Annotated in this window: 1 protein-coding gene; it reads right to left on the minus strand. The window is 40.4% G+C overall.

Annotated elements, in window-relative coordinates:
- Position 1 precedes the first annotated feature (1 nt).
- Positions 2 to 17320 (minus strand): non-ribosomal peptide synthase/polyketide synthase, encoded by a 17319-nt coding sequence (locus ACQQ6X_RS24345; RefSeq protein ID WP_430493508.1) that lies wholly within the window; start codon positions 17318 to 17320, stop codon positions 2 to 4.
- Positions 17321 to 17349: the final 29 nt, after the last annotated feature.

Here is a 17349-nt window from a genome sequence, read left to right on the forward strand (position 1 = left end):
TTTATTCGAAGTTATTCAATACGTCTTCAAACTCATCCATATTCAGATCGTCTACTGTAAAATCACTGAGTGTAGCTTCTGAATAGTCCATTTCTGCACAATGGGTTATTATGTTTACTAAATGCTTTTTAAAACTCACCGCTACCCCTTCAATAGTACTCTTCTCATACTCGCCCTGGTTGTAGCTAAAGTTTAATTCCAGCTTCCCGCCTTCTACAGTTCCGCCGTTAATATCAATACAATACTCACTTTTATAGTTTGGTCCTGTAGACTCTCCGGCAGGAATATCAGACACTCCAAATAAATTGTCTACATTATCCTGGTTGAATTGACCGAGGTAATTGAAGCTTATTTCAGGGTTTAGATTAAAGTTTAAATCGGCTTTGTTTTCCGGCAAGGTAAGATATTTTAGTATGCCGTAACCTATCCCTTTGTTAGGTATCTGCCTGATGTTTTCTTTTACCGATTTGATCATGCGGGAAATATCGAGTTGTCCGCTGACATCTAACACCACGGGATACTGGGTGGTGAACCATCCCACGGTCCTGCTTATGTCAATGTCTTTAATGATTTCCTCCCTGCCGTGCCCCTCCAGACTGATCAGAACCTTATCATTTCCGGTCCATTCCCTCACTGCTAATCCCAAGGCGGTAAGCAATATGTCGTTTACTTCTGTGTTATAAGCATGGTTTACCCGCTTTAGCATCTTCTCAGTCTCTTCAATACTCAGCTCGATCTTGACGCTATTGTTATTCATATACCTTCTTTCTTCAATCTCTCGGTCTTTTGGAAGCGGTATTGTTTCAGTTTTTTCCAAATTATTCCAGTAATTTATTTCTTTTAATAGTTCAGGGCTATTGGCATACTCATCAAGCCTCTGTGCCCAATCTTTGAAAGAGTCGGTCTTGTTGCTGAATTTTATTTCATCATTGTTTAGCGCCTGTCTGTATCCTATGTCCAAATCTTCCAGTATGATTCTCCACGATACCCCATCAACTACAAGGTGGTGAATAGCTATTAGCAGGTGGTCCCCTTCTTTAGTCTTAAACAGACCAACCTTAACTAAAGGACCGTTATACAAGTCCATGCTCCTCTGAATCCTCGACGCTTCCAGCTCTATTTTTTCCCGGTAATTATAGCTGTCCCTAAGGTCTACAATTTCCAATGAAAAATGTTCACCTTCAAGGTTTTTGTTGTATTGGAGTATATTTTGATCCTCTATTTTTACCACTGTTCTAAAAATATCGTGGTGCTCTACAAGCTTTGACAATACTTTTCGAATAATAGCTTCTTCAAATCCGTTACGCCCATATATCATTATTTCCTGATTAAAATGATGGATATCCTTGCTGTCTTGTTTATACAACCATCTTTGTATAGGTGTTATCGGTACTATGCCTTCTACCGGGCCTTGATGAATTCTTCGGCTTGTAGATTGTATATATTCGACGAGTTCCTCAATTACAGGATGTTTGAATAAGTCCCGCATTTCAAGCTTTAGCCCATGGACGTTAAGACGCGACATTACCTGTATGGCTTTTATTGAGTCTCCTCCAAGGCTGAAGAAATTATCTTTTACCCCGATGTTTTCAGTTTTTAGTACGTCTTCCCATACTTTGGCCAGTATTTCTTCTCTTTCGTTTCTAGGAACTACATGCTCTACTCCGGTATTAATATTCCCCTGTGGTTCAGGCAATGCTTTCCGATCAATTTTACCGTTGGCATTAAATGGCAGCTGTTCCAGCTGCATGAAATATGCTGGTACCATGTAGTCAGGTAGTTCGTTTAAGAGATGCTCCCTTAGCTCGGAAATGGTCAATTCATTTTCCCCTACAATATATGCACACAGGTACTTCTTCCCTTGCTGCTCTTCCTTTGCAATAACCACTGCTTCCTTAATAGCAGTGTGCTTCACCAGATGTGCTTCAATTTCTCCAAGCTCTATTCTAAAGCCTCTTATCTTTACCTGGTGGTCGATCCTGCCCATGAATTCGATGTTCCCATCAGGAAGCCGCCTTACTAAGTCCCCTGTGCGGTACACTTTTTCGCCGGGAATAAACGGGTTAGGTACAAATTTTTCTGCTGTCAGTTCAGGTCTATTCAAATAGCCCCTTGCAAGACCGCTTCCACCTATCACAAGTTCACCGGCCACTCCTACAGGAGTTAATTGGTTGTGCTTGTCCAGTATATAAAGGTATACATTCTGTAAAGCTTTCCCTATAGGTACTGTTATAAGTTCTTCTGCTATTTTCTTTGTTATACTGTAACCCGCTGCATATATCGTGGACTCTGTAGGCCCATAGATATTTTCCAGAGATGTGTTCTCTGAGACATCGAAAAGCTCATGGACAAGCTTTTTGGGCAGCGCTTCTCCAGCAGCAAAAATATACCTGAGAGTTGATGGCAGTTTTATACCATTATCTTTTAAAGTCTGTACCATTATATTCAGCATTGATGGTACAAAGTTTACATGGGTTATCTTATGCTTGTTTATTACCTCTACTAACTCCATAACTTCCTTTTCCACACCTTGGCGTGATATTACAAGCTTTCCTCCGTTGAGGAACCAGCCAAATATCTCAGCTACGGATACGTCAAAGGTATAAGTTGTTTTAAATAGAAAAGCGTCTTCCGCTTTAAGCGGATACATGGCCTGGAGGGCTGTAATTATGTTTACAACGCTAGTATGCTCAATCATTCCACCTTTGGGCTTCCCTGTCGAACCTGATGTATAAATGACGTACGCAAGGTCCGAGGGTTTGTTTACATTTTCAAGCTTTGAGTTCTCTTCATTTAAATATTCTTCCTCCAGATATATAATATCCGCATCAATCTGCTTATTTTCCATAAAGGTCCTGGAGGTCAAAAGGATCTGGGAACCACTATCGTCCAACAAATACTTTATCCTTGTATCAGGATAATTAGGATCTATCGGCAGATACGCCCCTCCAGCTTTCAATATGGCAAATATCCCCACAATCATCTCAAATGAACGTTCGGCCATAATTCCTACAATACGGTCAGGCTTTACCCCTTTGTTCCTCAATACTCTGGCCAAATGATTTGCCTTTCCGTTCAATTCCCTGTAAGTCAAGTGCTTGTCTTCATATACCACAGCTATGTTGTCAGGTGTCCTTTCCACCTGCTCAGCAAACAGCTCATGTATGGTTTTGTCCTGCGGATAGTCTTTCTTAGTATCATTAAAGTCTATCAGCAACTGCTTTCTTTCTTCATGACTTAATATAATAAGCTTGTCAACTGACCCTTTGGGGTTATGGATAAACATATTTAAAATATTAATAAAATAGTCTATACACTCTTCTGCCTGTTTTCTTTCCAATACTTTGTCCGAGTAGATCAAGCTTATATTAAGATCATCGAATGTATTACTTACTGTAAAGTCAAGACTTGTATTGGTTGCTTCATATTCATCAACTGAAATTCTATCTTTAACATCACCGATTTCTTTGTTTATTATCTCGTTATATATATGAAAATCCACATAATTGAATATGGTATCAAATAAAGGATTTTCCTCTTTGTTTGCTTTTCCGCCCAGGATATTTATGATCTCAAATAAAGGCAGTCTTCCATAAAGCTTTAAGTTTATTAATTTCTTTTCTGCAACTTTTATCAATTCCTCCCATATATCGATTTTATCAAAACACATTTTGACGGGAACCGTATTTAAGAAGCACCCCAGCATCTTATCTCCATCTTCGCATACAGGTCTGTTATTTTCTACCAAACCTACGACAAAGTCATCCTCGTATGAAAGCATATTGAGCATATAAGTGTATGCAGCAAAGCAAAGTGTCTTTAAGCTTACATCATATCTTCTGGCAGTACTTCTTAAATCACCTAAAAATTCCTGACTTAAATGGCGTGTTACATGGTCTACTTTATAAGATTTTTTTGTTTTTCCATGAATATTTGCAGGCATATTCAACCTTTTATATTCACTTAATTCCTCTCTCCAATAATTAATTACTTCCTGGTTGTCCTTAATTGTCATTTGGTCTGCTATATAATCTTTATAGCTGCATTTAAGCCGTGTTGGTATATAATCTTTTTCTTGCTTAAGCTTAGAGTATAGGTTTGAAACTTCCGTAATCAATGAAGCAACACTCCAGCCATCCAGGATAGCATGGTGGAATATCAGAACCAGACAAATATGGTTTGCGTCAAGTTTGAATATTCTTATCCTCCAAAGGGGCTTTGATATATCAAACGGATTCGCTCTGTCATTTTCCAAATATTTGTTTATATACTCAACCTGCCCTGTCCTGCTAAAATTCATGATATCTATCTGCTCAATATCAAGACTACTGCCCTTGTAAACAATTTGCACAGGAGTTTCAAAATCCTCTAAATTAAAAACCGTCCTTAAAATATCATGTTTTGACGTCATTAGAAGCATCGCTTCTTTAAATGCTGGGAAATCAAAGTCTTTGTCATTCAGATGAAATGCAAATTGGTCATGATAAACTGCATTTTCATAGTCTTTTTTGGAATGATAAATCATACCCAGCTCTATGTGACTCATCGGATATATATCTTCCATGTCCGAAGGTAACTTTTCTGAGAGAGTTTCATTCATCAATATTCGCTGTTTAAATAACTCCAGTTCTTCCCTTGCTTTACCCATCTTACTGTTAAAAGCTTCCGTATCTTTTACTTTTAAGAATGCAGACAATCTCTCAATATCAGGATTCATGTATATATCCCTGATTTGGATGTTTATATCCAACTTTTTGCATATTGTGCTGACTAATGATATTGCACGTATAGAATCTCCGCCTATTTTAAAGAAGTTGTCCCTTATTCCTACCTGTTTTGCTCCAAGCACTTCCTGCCATATTTCAACCAGTTTCTCTTCCACTTCATTCCGCGGCGCTACATATTCTGTTCCCGTACTCATACTTCCGTCAGGCTCGGGCAATGCTTTCCTGTCTATTTTTCCATTAGGGGTCAATGGCAGCTTTTCCATCTGCATAAAGTAAGAAGGGATCATGTAGTCCGGGAGCTCTTTTGACAAGTGTTCCCTCATCCCCTGTACGGTTATTTCTTGATCCGGTACGACGTACGCACAAAGATACTTATTTCCGTCAGCTCCTTCTTTGTCCAATACCACTGCTTCTTTTATTGCTTCATGCTTTAATAACCGGTTCTCTATTTCACCCAGTTCTATTCTGTAGCCTCTTATCTTTACCTGATGGTCGATCCTGCCCAGATATTCTAGGTTGCCGTCAGGCAGCCACCTTGCCAGGTCACCTGTCCTGTACATCCTTTCACCCGGTGCGAATGGGTTTGCTGCGAATTTTTCTTCTGTAAGTTCCGGTCTGTTCAAGTACCCTCTTGCCAGTCCATCCCCTGCTATGCATAGTTCTCCCGCTACTCCTATCGGCTGCAGGCCCTTTTCCTTACTCACAACATACAACTTAATGTTATCTATGGGCTTTCCTATAGGTACAAGCTCCAATTCTTCTTCCGTGGAGCAGCCAAAGTAGGATACATCTACTGTTGCTTCTGTTGGTCCGTACAGGTTATGCAGGCTTGTTCCTTTTTCTTTGTACAGCAGCTTGTTGAACTTTTCTACTTGCTTCAGGTTCAGTGCTTCTCCACTGGCAAATACCTGCTTTAAGCTTGCTATTTCCTCTATTATCCCCTTTTCCTCTACATACTCTAAAAATACACTCAACATGGATGGTACAAAGTGCATTGTGGTAACTTTATTTTTTTCGATTGCCTTCACGATTTCTTCCGGATTTTTTTCTCCTCCCGGTATCAGCAGGCAGACTTTGGCCCCAGTAAAGCTCCACCACAATAATTCCCATACCGATACGTCAAAGGTATAGGGAGTTTTCTGCAGGATCACATCACCTTCAGCTATCGGGTATTGCTTCTGCATCCAGTTGATCCGGTTGATTACGGAGTAGTTCTCTATCATTACCCCTTTGGGTTTGCCGGTAGAACCGGATGTATATATTACATAAGCCAAGTTTTCAGGTTTACTAATTAACTTTGGATTTGATACATCCCCAGTAAATAGTTCCTGATTTTCTATGCTAATAAATTCAGCATTTCTGTAACTACCTTTAGCATTTATAAATTTATCCTGTATCAGAATAATTTGGCTACCACTGTCATCAAGCATAAACTGGATCCTGTCTTCAGGGTATTCAGGAGCTATGGGTAAATAAGCCCCCCCAGCTTTTAGGACAGCCATGATCCCTATGATCATTTCCGGGGAACGTTCTACCATAATTCCCACTACACTATCAGGTTTTATTCCCTTTTCTCTTAATTTTCTGGCCAGTTGGTTTGCCTTTTCGTTTAGCTCCCTATAAGTCAGCTGTTTATCTTCAAACACTACAGCAATATTATTGGGTGTCCGTTCCACCTGTTCCTCAAAAATCTGATGGATGGTCTTTTCCCGAGGGTATCCTGCTTTTGTATTATTAAATTCATATAATATTTGATGTTTTTCGTCTTGTGACAGCATATCAATTTCTAATAGCCTTTTTTCAGGAAAGGCTGCTGCCTCTTCCAATACATTAAGGTAATGGGCAATAAGCCTTATAACTGACTCTTTCTTAAACAACCTGGTAGCATACTCCAATTCAAATGCAATACCGTCCTCTGTTTCCTCAGCGTTTAAAGTCAAGTCAAACTTGGATATTCTTACTTCACTGTCATAGGGCATAAACCTTAGCCCATCCATCTTCACTTCTGATGCCTCGATATTTTGCAGTACAAACATAGTATCGAAAAGTGGATTTCTGCCCAGATCCCTTTCCAGGTTAAGCTTATCTACCAGTTCTTCAAATTGGTAATCTTGGTTTTCGTAAGCCCTTAAGGAGTTTTCTCTTACTTCATTAAGGAAGTCCACAAAAGTCTTTCCACCTTGAGGGTGATTCCTCATGGCTAGCGTGTTTACAAACATACCAATAACGTCCTGAAGATCAGTATGCGGCCTTCCTGCAACGGGACTTCCAACTATAATATCTTCCTGTCCGGTGTACTTGGATAAAAGGACATTGTATGAAGCTAACAGTACCATGTAGAGCGTGGCACCATTATTCACTGCAAGTTTGTTCAGTTTAACAGCAAGCTCCTTGCCTGCTTTGAAACTGATCACATCTCCCTCAAAACTCTGTATAGCTGGCCTAGGGTAGTCTAGCGGCATATTAAGCAAAGGAATTTCTCCTTTGAATACTTGGAGCCAGTATTCTTCCTGCTTACTAATTGTCCCATCAGCAAACAGCCTGTTCTGCCATACGGAAAAATCCTTGTACTGAATCTTAAGTTCCGGAAGTTCCTTACCTTCATACAGGCTCATAAATTCTCTTACCAGTATGTCGTCAGACACCCCGTCAGATATAATATGGTGCTTATCAAACATCATAATATATCTGTCTTCTCCAACTTTTATAAGCCCAACCCTAAGTAAAGGAGCCTCATCAAGGTCAAAGGTCCTAATAAATTCACTGGCTATTTTCGCAGCTCTTTCCTCATCGGTTTCCATATACATAACACTAAAATCCACATTGCTATGGACCTTTTGTACCGGTTTACCATCTATCATATGGAATGAGGTACGGAAAGACTCATGTCTGTCAACAAGCTCCCTAAAAGCCTGTTCAAAGCGCAGTTTATCGAGTTTGCCTTCAATTAGCATAATACCAGGCATGTTGTATGCCATCCCAACTGCGTCAAGCTGGTTTAGAATATACAGCCTTTTCTGGGCGGATGAAATTGGATAGTACTCCATCTCCCCAGCCGGCCCAATAGAATGAAATACACTCTCCTTTGCAATCTTGATGCACTCGGCAACTTCAGACATATTTGGGCTCTTAAATATTTCTTTAAGCGGTATGTTTACATTGAACTCTTTGTGAATCCTGGCAATAAGATTTGCTGCCCTTAAGGAATGTCCCCCCAGCTCAAAGAAATTGTCGTTTCTTCCCACTTTCTCTATACTAAGGATATCCTGCCACAACCCCGCAAGTTTCTCCTCCACTTCACCCAAGGGTGCGACATACTCTATTCCAGCATCGATATTGCCGTCAGGTTCGGGCAATGCCTTCCTATCTATTTTGCCATTGGGAGTCAGCGGCAGCTTTTTTAACTGCATAAAATAGGATGGTATCATATAGTCTGGAAGGTCCTTTAAGAGATGTCCCCTTAGTTCTGCTATTGTTAATTCATTTTCCCCTGCCACATAGGCACACAGATACTTGTTTCCCTTCTGATCTTCCCTTGCAATAACCACTGCTTCCTTTATTGAAACGTGCTTTAGCAGTTGTGCTTCTATTTCCCCCAGCTCTATTCTAAATCCCCTTATCTTTACCTGATGATCTACTCTTCCTAAAAATTCCATATTCCCATCAGACAGCCATCTGGCCAGATCCCCTGTACGATACATCCTTTCCCCTGGTATAAACGGGTTAGGTACAAATTTTTCAGCTGTCAGTTCGGGCCGGTTTAGATATCCCCTTGCAAGCCCTTCTCCCCCTATGCACAACTCACCCAAAACCCCTGTAGGCTGAGGTCTCAAGTGTTTGTCAACAACGTAGTATTTTATATTTTGCATTGGCTTTCCGATAGGTACACTCCCGGATTCCAAATAGCTTCCCAGTCTCTTTTCGTAATAACTGGAATCTATGGTGGACTCAGTAACCCCATAGCTATTAACAACCCGCAGTTTCTCTCCATACCAGGATTGTAATCTTTCATAATCTTCCACAGAGAGAGTATCTGATCCAAGTATAAGCAACTTGAGGCTATCAATAATCAAAGCATTATCATGGATATAATCCATAAGAGGAATAATCAGTGCCGGTGTGGATTCAAAGATGGTTATTTTATGGGTTTTAATAAGTGAATATAATCGTGCAGGATCGTATCTCTCCTCGGATGAACAAATAACCATTTGGCCTCCGTTGAGCAGCGTTCTCGAAACATCTCCCACAAATACATCAAAAGAAAAACTTGCGATTTGCAACAGCTTTACATCCATATCCGCAAGCCTATATTCCTTTTTCCATGCGTAAGATATGTTGACAAGACTTCTATGCTCTATCATGATCCCCTTTGGCTTTCCTGTGGTTCCTGATGTATAAATGACATATGCTAAATTACAAGATTTATTAATGACAGGAAGATTTTCTGTTCTCCCGTTGTAATTCACACAGTCATCAAAGCTTATAATATCAAGATCAAATTTAATTTTTTCTTTATGATGTTCTTGCGTAAGAATAATTCCAGCCAAGCTGTCATCGATCATATATCTGATTCGTTCTTCAGGATATTCGGTGTCTATGGGTAAATACGCGCCTCCTGCTTTAAATACAGCAATTACACCTATTATCATTTCTATGGACCGGTCTACCATTATAGCTACTACACTGTCAGGTTTTAATCCCTTGTCCCTTAAGATCCAAGCCAGTTGATTGGCCTTTTCATTAAGTTCTCCGTAAGTCAAGTATTTATCTTCAAATACTACTGCTATGTTATCAGGCGTCTTTTCCACTTGTTCTTCAAATAGCTCTTGTATGGTCTTATCCTTAGGATATTCTACTTTTGTATCATTGAAGCCATAGATTATTTGCTGTTTTTCCTCCTGGGACAACATATTTATTTCCGACAACCTTTTAAACGGATTTGCGGTTATCTCTTCCAACACGTTAAGGTAATGAGCCGCCAACCTTTTTATAGTCTCTTTTTTGAAAAGCCGAGTACAATATTCAAAGCTAAAAGCCATACCATCTTCACGCTCTATTGCATCAATGGATAGGTCAAATTTTGATATTCTATACTCTAGCCCGTTATTAAAAGGTCTGAAGCTTATACCAGGTACTGCAAATTCTACCTTAGAGGCATTTTGCATGGTAAACATAGTATCAAACAGTGGGTTTCTGCTCATGTCCCTCTTCAAGTTAAGCTTCTCAACCAGTTCTTCAAATTGGTAATCCTGATTGTCATAAGCCCTTAGAGCGTTTTCTCTTACTTCATTCAAGAATTCTACAAAGGTACTATCTCCCTTGGGGTAATTTCTCATAGCCAAGGTATTTACAAACATACCAAGGATATCCTGCAGGTCTGAATGTGGCCTTCCGGCTATAGGGCTTCCAACGATTATGTCTTCCTGTCCGGTGTGCTTAGACAGCAATATGTTGTATGCCGCGAGCAGTGTCATGTAAAGCGTAGCCCCATTATCCCTTGCAAGCTTGTTTAATTTATTCGTAAGCTCACTGCCTGCTTCAAAGCTAAAAAAATCCCCTTCAAAGCTTTGTATTACAGGCCTTGGATAGTCTAGCGGCATATTCAGTACAGGTATTTCTCCCTGGAATGCTTGGAGCCAGTATTCCTCCTGGCTGCTAATTCCGCCCTCATCAAACAGTTTATTCTGCCATACAGCGTAGTCCTTGTACTGTATCCGAAGTGCTGGAGGGTTGTTTCCTTCATAAAGATCCATAAACTCACGAATCAGTATGTCCATGGAGACACCATCGGATATAATGTGATGCATATCAAACATCATAAGATGCCTGTCTTCTCCCGTTTTTACAAGCTCTACCCTTAGCAGAGGAGCCTTGCCAAGATCAAAAGGTCTGGCAAATTCCCCAGCATACTCTGCGGCTTTTTCTTCGTTAGTTTCAAAGTACATCACGCTGAATTCCACATGGTCATGAACCTTCTGGACCGGGTTACCATCGATCATGTGGAACGATGTTCTAAGAGTCTCATGCCTTTTTACCAACTGCCTGAAGACTTCCTGGAAACGCGCTGTATCAATGCTTCCTTCCAGCAGCATAATACCAGGCATGTTGTATGCTGTCCCTGCCCCTTCAAGCTGGTTTAGTATATACAGCCTTCTTTGTGCAGATGACATAGGGTAGTATTCCATTTCTCCTGCCGGTTGGATTGACTGATATAGGCTCTCCTTTGAGTCTTTAATATATCTGGCAATTTCTAAGATGGTTGGTGTCTTGAATATTTCCTTAAGAGGTATGTCTATATTGAACTCTTTGTGAATTCTTGCTACAAGGCTTGTTGCCTTTAACGAGTGTCCCCCAAGCATAAAAAAGTTATCATTTCTTCCTACCTTCTCTATTCCAAGGATATCCCGCCACAACAGCGCAAGTTTCTCCTCTATTTCTCCCGAAGGTACTACGTATTCTACGCCGGTATTAACATTGCTATCGAGCACAGGCAATGCTTTCCTGTCTATTTTTCCATTAGGGGTCAATGGCAGCTTTTCCATCCGCACAAAGTAGGAAGGGATCATGTAGTCCGGGAGCTCTTTTGACAAGTGTTCCCTCATCCCCTGTACGGTTATTTCTTGATCCGGTACGACGTACGCACAAAGATACTTATTTCCGTCAGCTCCTTCTTTGTCCAATACCACTGCTTCTTTTATTGCTTCATGCTTTAATAACCGGTTCTCTATTTCACCCAGTTCTATTCTGTAGCCTCTTATCTTTACCTGATGGTCGATCCTGCCCAGATATTCTAGGTTGCCGTCAGGCAGCCACCTTGCCAGGTCACCTGTCCTGTACATCCTTTCACCCGGTGCGAATGGGTTTGCTGCGAATTTTTCTTCTGTAAGTTCCGGTCTGTTCAAGTACCCTCTTGCCAGTCCATCCCCTGCTATGCATAGTTCTCCCGCTACTCCTATCGGCTGCAGGCCCTTTTCCTTACTCACAACATACAACTTAATGTTATCTATGGGCTTTCCTATAGGTACAAGCTCCAATTCTTCTTCCGTGGAGCAGCCAAAGTAGGATACATCTACTGTTGCTTCTGTTGGTCCGTACAGGTTATGCAGGCTTGTTCCTTTTTCTTTGTACAGCAGCTTGTTGAACTTTTCTACTTGCTTCAGGTTCAGTGCTTCTCCACTGGCAAATACCTGCTTTAAGCTTGCTATTTCCTCTATTATCCCCTTTTCCTCTACATACTCTAAAAATACACTCAACATGGATGGTACAAAGTGCATTGTGGTAACTTTATTTTTTTCGATTGCCTTCACGATTTCTTCCGGATTTTTTTCTCCTCCCGGTATCAGCAGGCAGACTTTGGCCCCAGTAAAGCTCCACCACAATAATTCCCATACCGATACGTCAAAGGTATAGGGAGTTTTCTGCAGGATCACATCACCTTCAGCTATCGGGTATTGCTTCTGCATCCAGTTGATCCGGTTGATTACGGAGTAGTTCTCTATCATTACCCCTTTGGGTTTGCCGGTAGAACCGGATGTATATATTACATAAGCCAAGTTTTCAGGTTTACTAATTAACTTTGGATTTGATACATCCCCAGTAAATAGTTCCTGATTTTCTATGCTAATAAATTCAGCATTTCTGTAACTACCTTTAGCATTTATAAATTTATCCTGTATCAGAATAATTTGGCTACCACTGTCATCAAGCATAAACTGGATCCTGTCTTCAGGGTATTCAGGAGCTATGGGTAAATAAGCCCCCCCAGCTTTTAGGACAGCCATGATCCCTATGATCATTTCCGGGGAACGTTCTACCATAATTCCCACTACACTATCAGGTTTTATTCCCTTTTCTCTTAATTTTCTGGCCAGCTGGTTTGCCTTTTCGTTTACTTCCTTATAAGTCAGCTGTTTATCTTCAAACACTACAGCAATATTATTGGGTGTCTTTTCTACCTGCTCTTCAAACAGTTGATGTATAGTCTTATCCTTAGGATACCGGACCTTTGTATCGTTAAAGTCATATAGTATTTTCTGCTTTTCTTCCTGTGAAAGCATATCAATTTCTGACAACCTTTTTCCAGGATAAACCGTTATCTCTTCCAGAACATTAAGGTAATGGGCTGCAAACCTTTCTACAGTCTCTTTCTTGAACAGCCTTGTGGCATATTCCAAATCAAATGCAATACCTTCCTGGGTTTCCCGAGCATTTAATGTCAAGTCAAATTTGGATATTCTAAATTCATTTGTATAGGGTATAAACTTAAGCCTATCTATCTTCAATTCTGATGAGCCGGTATTTTGCAATACAAACATAGTATCAAAAAGAGGATTCCTGCTCATATCCCTCTTTACATTAAGCTTTTCCACCAGTTCTTCAAACTGGTAGTCCTGATTTTCATAAGCCCTTATAGAGTTTTCCCTTACTTCCTTTAGAAACTCAGCAAAGGTCTTTTCTCCCTGGGGATAGTTCCTCATGGCTAAAGTATTTACAAACATACCTATTATGTCTTGTAAATCTGTATGAGGTCTTCCAGCTATAGGGCTTCCCACTATAATATCTTCCTGCCCCGTATACTTAGACAGCAGTATGTTGTATGAAGCAAGCAATGTCATGTAAAGAGTAGCCCCATTATCCCTTGCAAGCTTAATAAGTTTTCCCGTAAGCTCACTGCCTGCTTCAAAACGGATAAAACCTCCGTCAAAGCTTTGAACCGCAGGCCTTTGGTAATCTACTGGCATATTCAGCACAGGAATTTCTCCATTAAATTCCTGGAGCCAGTATTCCTCCTGCTTCTTTATTTTGTCCCCAGCAAATAGTTCCTTCTGCCAAACAGAATAGTCCTTGTACTGTATACGGAGGGAAGAAGGGTTATTTCCTCCATACATATCCATGAACTCATGTACCAGTATATCCATGGACGTACCGTCAGATATGATATGGTGCATGTCAAACATCATGACATGCTTGTCTTTTCCCGTTTTCACAAGGCCTACTCTTAGCAGCGGAGCAATTCCAAGATCAAACGGCTTTATAAATTCTTTTACGATTTCCCCCACTTTTTCTTCGTCAGATTCTAGATACACTACACTAAAACCCACAGGATCAATGATCTTCTGGACGGGTTCACCCTCTATGAAATGGAAAGATGTTCGAAGGGTCTCATGCCTATTTATAAGCTGTTGGAAGGTCTTCTGAAAAAGCTCCAGATCAATACTGCCTTCAACCAGCAAGCTGCCTGGCATATTGTATGCTGTCCCTGCTCCTTCAAACTGATTTAATATATACAGCCTTCTTTGGGCTGATGACATAGGGTAGTATTCCATCTCTTTAGCAGTTTGGATGGATTGATATATACTCTCCTTTGCTTCCTTCATATACCTTGCTATTTCCGCTATAATTGGAGCCTTAAATATTTCCTTAAGAGGCATGTCTAAATTGAACTCTTTGTGAATTCTCGCTACAAGGCTTGTAGCCTTTAAAGAGTGTCCACCTAACATAAAGAAGTTGTCATTTCTTCCTATCTTCTTAATTCCAAGGATGTCTTGCCAAATCAGTGCAAGCTTCTCTTCAAATTCGCCTATAGGCGCTTCATACTCTATTCCCGTATTTATATTACCTTCGGGTTCAGGCAATGCCTTCCTGTCTATCTTGCCATTAGCTGTCAATGGCATTTTTTCAAGCTGCACAAAGTATGATGGTACCATGTATTCGGGCAGTTCTTTTAAGAGATGCTCCCTTAGTTCTGATATTGTCAGCTCATTTTCTCCCGCTATATATGCACACAGGTATTTACTGCCCTGATGGTCTTCCTTTGCAATCACCAAAGATTCCTCAATTGAAGGATGCTTTAGCAGTTGTGCTTCTATTTCACCAAGCTCTATCCTAAAGCCTCTTATCTTTACCTGGTGGTCTATTCTACCCAGGTATTCCATTTCTCCATCAGATAATAACCGGACCAGGTCTCCAGATCTATATAACCTCTCTTCCGGCTTGTACGGATTTTGAACGAACTTTTCCTTTGTAAGCTCCGGTCTTCCAAGATATCCTCTGCAAACTCCGTCTCCTCCTACACAAAGCTCTCCGGCTACTCCAATGGGAACAACTTTCATGTTCTTATCCATTACATATGTTGTAAGGGTTGGTATAGGCCTTCCTATGCTGCTCACATTAGATCTAATTTCTTCCTCTTCTATCTCTTTATATGTGACATGCACTGTTGTCTCGGTTATTCCATACATATTGATGAGTCTAGTCTGCGGGTACTTCTTTCTCCATTCCTTCAACAATGCAGGCTTTAATGCTTCCCCTCCGAATATGACATATCTTATCTTAAGTTCTTTTTCTTCATATGATACTTCTTCATTGGCTATATTATAGAAGGCTGAAGGTGTCTGATTTAATACGGTCACCTTCTCATTCCTTAGAAGTCTCAGATACTCTACATTGCTGCGTGCTGTCATTTTAGGAACTACCACCAATCTGCCCCCATATAACAACGCCCCGTACATCTCCCATACGGAAAAATCGAAACTCATAGAATGAAACATAGTCCATACATCATTTTCGTTAAAATCAAACTGCATTTTACTGTTAAATAACAGCCTTACTATGTTTCTATGCTCTATCATTGCCCCTTTGGGTTTACCTGTAGAGCCTGAGGTATATATTAAGTAAGCTAGATCGGAAGGTTTATTTACCTCCGATAAGTTATATTGTTCATCTGAATATTCCTGCTCATCTTCTAAATTTATTACTGTACCTATTGATGTATATTTGTCTATAAAATGTGATTGGGTCAACAGGATCACTGCCCGGCTGTCTTCCAGCATATGACTTATTCTTTCCTCAGGATAATCTGGATCTATGGGAAGATATGCCCCTCCTGCTTTTAATACCCCTAGGATTGCTACTATCATCTCAAGTGAGCGTTCTGCCAGAATACCTACGATACTGTCCGGTTTGACTCCTTTAGCCCTTAATACATGGGCCAACCCATTTGATTTTTTATTGAGTTCACTATATGTAAGCTTTTTACCCTCAAATACCACAGCTACATGATCAGGGTTCTTCTCTGCCTGCTCTTCAAAAAGCTGATGGATAGTCTTGTTTTTAGGATACTGTGCCTCTGTAGCGTTAAAGGTATATAGGATTTGCTGTTTTTCTTCCTGTAACAGTACATCAATTTCCCACAACCTTTTTTCAGGGCATGCCGTTATCTCTTCAAGAACGGAAATGTAATGGGTTCCAAACCTTTTTATTGTCTCCTTCTTAAACAGCCTGGTACAATATTCAAGGTTAAATGTTATACCTTCTTGACCCTCTACCACTTCAAGCATAAGGTCAAATTTTGCCTTTCTGCCTTCCAGCCAGTTGTTGTATTGTTTGAAGTTTATACCCGATGCTGCAAATTCTGTCTTGTTTGAAGTGCGCAGTGCAAACATAGTGTCAAAAAGAGGATTCCTGCTCATGTCCCTCATGAGATTAAGTTTTTCTACAAGTTCTTCAAACTGGTAGTTCTGATTTTCAAAAGCCAAAAACGCATTTTCCCTTACTTCCTGCAAGAATTGGACGAAGGTCTTTTCTCCCTCAGGATAGTTCCTTATGGCCAAGGTATTTATAAACATACCAATGATACCCTGCAGGTCAGCATGGGGCCTTCCGGCTACAGGACTTCCAACTATGATGTCTTCCTGTCCAGTGTATCTGGACAGGAGTACGTTATATGCAGCCATCAGTACCATGTATAAGGTAGCTCCATTATCTGTTGCAAGCTTATTTAGTTTGACTGAAAGTTCAGGGTTTATTTCAAAGCTTACAGCATCTCCTTCAAAACTTTGTACCGCCGGTCTTGGATAGTCAGTAGGCATATCCAGTACCGGTATATCACCCTTAAATGTCTGGAGCCAGTATTCTTCCTGCTTCTTTATTGAGTCTCCGGCAAACATCTCCTTCTGCCATACAGAAAAATCCTTGTACTGTATCCGTAGTGGCAAAAGGGTCTTCCCTTGGTACAAATCCAAAAACTCACTCATAAGTATATTGACTGATATACCATCTGATACTATGTGGTGCATGTCAAACATCATAACACGCCTGTCTTCGTTCGTTTTTACAAGTCCTACTCTCAGTAATGGAACTTGGCTAAGATCAAAGGGCGTTATGAATTCTTTGACTATTTCTGCTGCTTTTTCTTCATCCAGTTCCAGGTACGTAATACTGAAATCCACGTAATCATGAACCTTTTGTACTGGTTCACCCTCAACCATATGAAATGATGTGCGCAGAGCCTCATGTCTTTTTACTAGCTCCTTGAATGCCTGTTCGAAGCGTACTGCATCAATGTTTCCTTCCAGCAGTACGACGCCTGGCATGTTATATGCAGTACCTGCTCCTTCAAGCTCGTTTAGTATATACAGCCTTTTCTGGGCAGATGACATAGGGTAAAATTCCTGCTCTCTGGCAGAAGGTATTCCAGAAAAGGCATTTGGCGTATATTTTGAAACATCTTTTCCTTTTTCTTTTAGCATCGTCTCAAATAGCTTTCTTTTTTCTGGAGAAAGAGATTCTATTCTTTTCATCAAATTATCCATAACTTCGTCCCTCTTCTCTATTTCATCTC

This window comes from Paenibacillus ottowii (assembly GCF_050516475.1).
Lineage (GTDB): Bacteria > Bacillota > Bacilli > Paenibacillales > Paenibacillaceae > Paenibacillus > Paenibacillus ottowii.